Here is a 4,876-nt window from a genome sequence, read left to right on the forward strand (position 1 = left end):
CTGCTTTTTCATTGATGCTAAAAATAATGCTTAATTAGTTTTAAATCGAAGCTCCGTGCTCGCTTCCTTAGCGGATTGTCCTGCGGACAATCACGCTCGCCAGCTCGCACTGTTTTTATAGCATCGATGAAAAAGCAGTAAATCAAGTATCTTAATTAAAAAAAACGATAAGATATGGACACTCAATCTACTGCTTCAATTCCAAAGTTATACGTTGGTATTGATATTCACAAGAGAAGCTGGAAAATACATTGCAGCACCGATCTTTTTGCTGGTAAATCCTTTACCATGCCTCCTGTTCCTGAACAGTTATTTCAATACGTGAATAAACATTTTCAAGGGTATGAAGTTTCCACGGCCTACGAAGCTGGCTGTTGTGGTTACTATGCCCATCGTTCTTTTGAAAACTACAGATGGAAATCTTTAGTAGTCAATCCTGCAGATATCCACCGCAAAGGAAAAGAACGATATACCAAAACAGATAAAATCGATGCCCAGCTTATTAGCAGGGAACTTAAAGATGGTCGCCTGGAAAGCATTGTAGTTCCTGATAAAAAACGAGAGGAACTTCGCAGTCTCTTCCGGCGCAGAAATGATCTGGTTAAAGATATGCGTCGTATTAAATCTAGAATTAAAATGCAGCTACTTTATTTCGGGATTAAAGTACCCGAAGAATTTGATAATGACCATTGGAGCCATAAATTTCGTCACTGGCTGGACAACCTGACATTTGAATTTGATACTGCCCGGGAAACTTTAAACAGTCGTATGCGCAGTTTCAGGTTCACAGATCAGGAGTTGCGCCAGGTAACCAACGAGCTTCGCTCCTACTGTCGTAAACATTATAAAAAAGATTATTACCTCTTAAAAAGTATCCCCGGAATTGGTGGAGTTGTTGCCGTGGGCATTCTCTCAGAACTTGGAGACCTACGCCGGTTTGGTTCCTTAAAACACCTCGCAGGATATGTTGGTCTTGCCCCGGGAATACATCAAAGTGGCGCTTCCAATAAAGCGATGGGAATGAACCCCAGATCCAACCGCCTGATCCGATCCTATTTTGTAGAAGCTGCCTGGCAGGCCATTCGAACAGACCCCGTAATGCAGGCTTACTATCGTACACATATAGGTAAAGATGTCAAGAAAATTATTGTCAAAATCGCTCATAAACTCCTGAGTAGAACTCTGGCAGTTATAAAAACAGAGACTCCCTATGAAATAGGAGTTGTTGCATAAAAAATAAAAAAAGTAATACTAACCAGCTCAAAACCAATTTTAGCCTGGATCACAAAACAATATACGTGGCCAATTACGGATCACATTTTTTAGCTAGTGGACAGGCTTTATAATCAAAATCATAATGATGCTGGTGGCTTCCCCAGGGCGAGGACCACATATAGGATGCGGAGCAGGTTATAAGTATTGAAATATTGACAAGTAAGCAAATGCTGAAAAGACTTGCCAACATTCCAACACTCCTAAAACATCATCAAGATGAAATAAAATAGAAAATAAAATATTAAATTTGAGAGAAGGACTTATTGCTTTTCATAGGACGGGACGTTGTGCGCAATTAAGTATATCAGAAACTAAATATGCAGTCAAAGGAATTTAAGAAGTTGGTTGAGAGCAATTCTCAGAAGCTTAATCTCGAAAAGTATAAAACTGCCTTTTATGCTGAGAGTGAAGACTCAATTGTTTTCTTAATTTTAAGAAGGTCTGGTTATTCAAGCAAATATTACTTAAGGTTAAAAACAGAAATAAAGCCTTTTAAAAATGACCTGGACAAAGAGGAATTTGTAAAGCACGATATTGCGGACATTTTGCTAAGTCTCGATTCTGAATCACCAGAAATTTTTGACTTGGAAAATAGTTTAACGGACTCAGAAAGATCTGAAAAAATGGAGAATTTTTTCACAACTACCGTAAAAGAGTGGATAAATAATATGCTTAGTAAAAAATCGATTTCGGACAAACACAATTACGAAAATCTTTTTCTTCTGCCGTACACGAAATCAAAACTCGGATTCAAATAAAACTGCGCACAACATTATATCCTATGAAAAGCAATAACCTGCTCTCTCAAATTTAATATTTTAATTTTTCTTATTTCATTCCTATATATATATATTAACGCGTTTAATTCTGATTGAAGCTTTGCTTCAGTTAGAATTCAATGCAAAATAACCCGCTCCGCATCCTATATGTGGTCACTTCTAATGAGTGCCGCCAGCATCATTATGATTGGTTAATTAAGTCTATCCACTAGCTAAAAAATGTGATCCTGAAATGGCCACCTATATTGTTTTGTGGTATAGACTTTTAATATTTTGAGCTTGGTCATGAGTTATAGATTATGATATCACTCCAATTTCATAAGGAGTTTTAGTTTTAATCACTGCTAAAGTTCGGCTCAGTAATTTGTGAGCCACTTTTACTATTATTTTTTTGACGTCTTTGCCCAGGTGCTGGCGATAATAAGCCTGCATTACAGGATCTGTTCTAATTGCCTGCCATGCAGCTTCCACAAAATATGATCGGATTAGTCTGTGACACCTGGGGTTCATCCCCATTGATTTTGAATTAACTCCACTTTGATATATGCTGGGAGCCAAACCAACATAACCTGCCAAATGTTTTAAGCTGCTAAATCGCCTTAGATCACCCAGTTCAGCGATGATTCCAACTGCTACAATTCCTCCAATACCAGGAATGCTCCTTAGTAGATAGAAATCCTGCTTAAAAATGTTTACGGCAATAAGCTCTTAACTGGCTCGATACATCTCGAAGTTCCTTATCAATAAAACGAAAATTACGCATCTTACTGGCCATACATTCCCTTGCAGTACCAAAAACAAACTTTTGGCTATCTACCCAATGACGAAAATCGTGGCTCCAGTGATCATTATCAAACTCAGGAGGAACTTTGACTCCATAATAGAGCAACTGCATTTTAATTACAGATTTGACACGTCTGAAGTCTTTAACCAGTTCATTACGGCGCCGGAAAAGGCTACGGAGTTCTTCCCGTTCTATATCGGGAACTATGATACTCTCAAGACGACCGTCTTTGAGTTCTCTGCTAATGAGCTGGGCATCGATTCTATCGGTTTTGGTGTATCGTTCTTTTCCCTTTCGTTGAATATCGGCCGGATTTACCACCAGGGATCTCCAGCCAAAATTTACAAAACTACGATGAGCAGCATAACCACAACAACCCGCTTCATAGGCAGTGGAGACTTCGTGGTCCGGAAAATGTTTTTGAACATATTCCCGTAACTTCTCAGGCTCCGGTGGCATAGTAAAAGATTTACCGGCAAAAAGATCGGTGCTGCAGTGTATTTTCCAGCTCCTCTTGTGGATGTCAATTCCTATGAATAACTTTGGTAAGGCAGTAACTCGGGATTCCATATCTTTAGTTTTTATGGTGAATATTAAAGATACTCGATTACTGCTTTTTCATTGATGCTAAAAACAATGCTCAAACCTGTTCCAAATCGAAAGTCCCTGCTCGCATGCTTAGCGGATAGTCCTGCGGACAATCAAGCTCGTCCGCTCGCACTGTTTTTATACGGAACGTTGGCATTAATTTTTAAAAGAGATTAGGTAAAAAAACATAAAAAATTATATTCTATGAATCAAAAAGAATTACCAAATTTAAGTTTTGAAGAACTTAAACAGAAGAGAACCTCAATAAAAACTCTTACTTGGATGCTTACAATAGTTTTAATTGGATCTTTAGGCTTCTTTATTTTTATTTCAATTAAGGACGGATTAACACCATTACTTGCAGTCCCTTTTGCACTTTCTGCTATTCTACCATTAAATTTTAAAAACATTCGAATACTTACAAAAGAGATAGAATCAAGAAAAGAATAAAATCTAATAAAAATTCAAAATATAATTTATGAATGTCAAAAGGGCTTTTCAAATAATCAGCTAGGGTCAATATCCTCTAATGATAATAGCCGTGTATTTTGTAATAAAGCCTTATATAAACGGATTAGAATTCCTCAAGCAAAATCCCGATATATTGTTTTCTAATTAGGAGAAGCTTACACACCACTGCATTAGCTGCAGACAATTATACAGTTCTAATTAGGTAAACTTATACCATCTAAAACGAATTTTATTAATCCCAAAGAAGGTTAGTTGGATAAGTAAAATAAATAATTGGTAATAGATGAAATTTCAAGGTTAAAAAAATAGTCCTTTCAATATTTTTAATTAATGGCTGCGACAGAAGTAATGAAGAAAGGATCTAGCGTTTTGCTATTGAGAATGATTCAGGTTATGATATCCCTCTGGAAATTTTTTGAAAGTGATATTAATGATTTCGTCAAAATCATTAATATCCTAAATTCAGACTTTGTTAGTAAAGATTTTCCTCCGATATGGATAAGCTTTATGGAATTCAGGATTTTCTTTAAGGAGATTCCGTGATTGTAGTTTATGGGAATAACTTAATAATGGAATCTTACAAATATGAATTTCTTGAGACAGAAAATAATGGTTGTAGTGAGGATGGAATATTATAAACGATGGCGATCCGCGTTGGGACACGATAGGGTAGGAGGCCTTTATAAAAGAATGTACACATTTATACCTGAAACTTTTTAAAGGCTAACCTCAATGAGAGTGGATAGATATAAATCAAATTGACAGTAGATTTAAAAGCATCTTAGAGTTAAAGTTTGGTTAAAGGTGTCAAATTCGGTTACACTTAAAATGGACCCCTTCTGAATCGCCAGTATTGACGAGATATTCGCATTTTCGGATAGTTCCTCTTCCTCCGCCACTTAACTTACAGAATAGCTTAAAAAGCCCCAAAACTCACCGTTTTGGGGCTTTTTTGTTGTGTGCCGTGCATGGCGTATAA

Annotated in this window: 5 protein-coding genes; 3 read left to right on the plus strand and 2 right to left on the minus strand. The window is 36.8% G+C overall.

The window, feature by feature from the left end; translation table 11 throughout:
• The first annotated feature begins 174 nt into the window (after nucleotides 1-174).
• Together B4F31_RS04585 and B4F31_RS04590 are read left to right on the plus strand one after the other, a co-directional pair.
• Entirely contained in the window at nucleotides 175-1,233 is a 1,059-nt protein-coding gene (locus B4F31_RS04585) for an IS110 family transposase (protein ID WP_286760730.1), read from the plus strand.
• Nucleotides 1,234-1,592: 359 nt separating this feature from the next.
• Nucleotides 1,593-2,033: a hypothetical protein gene (locus tag B4F31_RS04590; RefSeq protein WP_075327352.1), complete on the plus strand. Its 441-nt coding sequence runs from the start codon at nucleotides 1,593-1,595 to the stop codon at nucleotides 2,031-2,033.
• A gap of 318 nt (nucleotides 2,034-2,351) precedes the next feature.
• Here the strand turns inward: B4F31_RS04590 and B4F31_RS04595 are convergent, their stop codons facing one another.
• Nucleotides 2,352-2,756, minus strand: a complete 405-nt coding sequence (locus B4F31_RS04595) for a transposase (protein WP_083634198.1) — start codon at nucleotides 2,754-2,756, stop codon at nucleotides 2,352-2,354.
• A complete protein-coding gene (locus tag B4F31_RS04600) occupies nucleotides 2,737-3,408 on the minus strand; it encodes an IS110 family transposase (protein ID WP_075327356.1) in 672 nt (223 codons plus the stop codon). The genes B4F31_RS04595 and B4F31_RS04600 overlap by 20 nt, the downstream gene beginning before the upstream one ends.
• Before the next feature lie 222 nt (nucleotides 3,409-3,630).
• On the opposite strand from B4F31_RS04600, the gene B4F31_RS04605 reads away from it, so the two are divergent.
• Nucleotides 3,631-3,876: a hypothetical protein gene (locus B4F31_RS04605; RefSeq protein WP_075327351.1), complete on the plus strand. Its 246-nt coding sequence runs from the start codon at nucleotides 3,631-3,633 to the stop codon at nucleotides 3,874-3,876.
• Nucleotides 3,877-4,876: the final 1,000 nt, after the last annotated feature.

The sequence above is a fragment of the Salegentibacter sp. UBA1130 genome, assembly GCF_002311535.1.
GTDB classification, from domain to species: domain Bacteria; phylum Bacteroidota; class Bacteroidia; order Flavobacteriales; family Flavobacteriaceae; genus Salegentibacter; species Salegentibacter agarivorans.

Coding starts and splice junctions, on each gene's coding strand:
- B4F31_RS04605 (WP_075327351.1), top strand. CDS start 3,631: ATGAATCAAAAAGAATTACCAAATTTAAGTTTTGAAGAACTTAAACAG.
- B4F31_RS04600 (WP_075327356.1), bottom strand. CDS start 3,408: ATGGAATCCCGAGTTACTGCCTTACCAAAGTTATTCATAGGAATTGAC.
- B4F31_RS04585 (WP_286760730.1), top strand. CDS start 175: ATGGACACTCAATCTACTGCTTCAATTCCAAAGTTATACGTTGGTATT.
- B4F31_RS04590 (WP_075327352.1), top strand. CDS start 1,593: ATGCAGTCAAAGGAATTTAAGAAGTTGGTTGAGAGCAATTCTCAGAAG.